We start from the raw sequence: 307 nt of genomic DNA on the forward strand, positions 1-307 counted from the left end.
ATTTAGTAATGATGGATGATTAGGGATGATAGTTACTTATGTTTTATATGATGAGGGATCGAATGAAGTAAATTAGGGTCAGTTCCAATTAATATTACCTTCTTTAATTGCGGCAGTTTCTCAAGAGCTCGAAGAACCCATGAACCACAAGTGATTAGTTGCGAAAAAGAGCCCATCATATCTGTATGATGATCAAGTAAAATTAAAGTAAAAGGCTCTACAATTTCATTTAGAAGATAGTAGGAAATATAATGATAATCCCCACTTCCTAATATAGTGATTTCACGTTTAGGGTGCCTTTTTATTC

At 33.2% G+C, this 307-nt stretch carries 1 pseudogene; it reads right to left on the reverse strand.

The window, feature by feature from the left end:
• Positions 1-32: 32 nt before the first annotated feature.
• A pseudogene (locus tag AOA59_RS32810) lies at positions 33-307 on the reverse strand (arginase); the annotation flags it as partial.

It is taken from the genome of Pseudomonas sp. 2822-15 (assembly GCF_002742515.1).
Classification (GTDB): domain Bacteria; phylum Pseudomonadota; class Gammaproteobacteria; order Pseudomonadales; family Pseudomonadaceae; genus Aquipseudomonas; species Aquipseudomonas salomonii.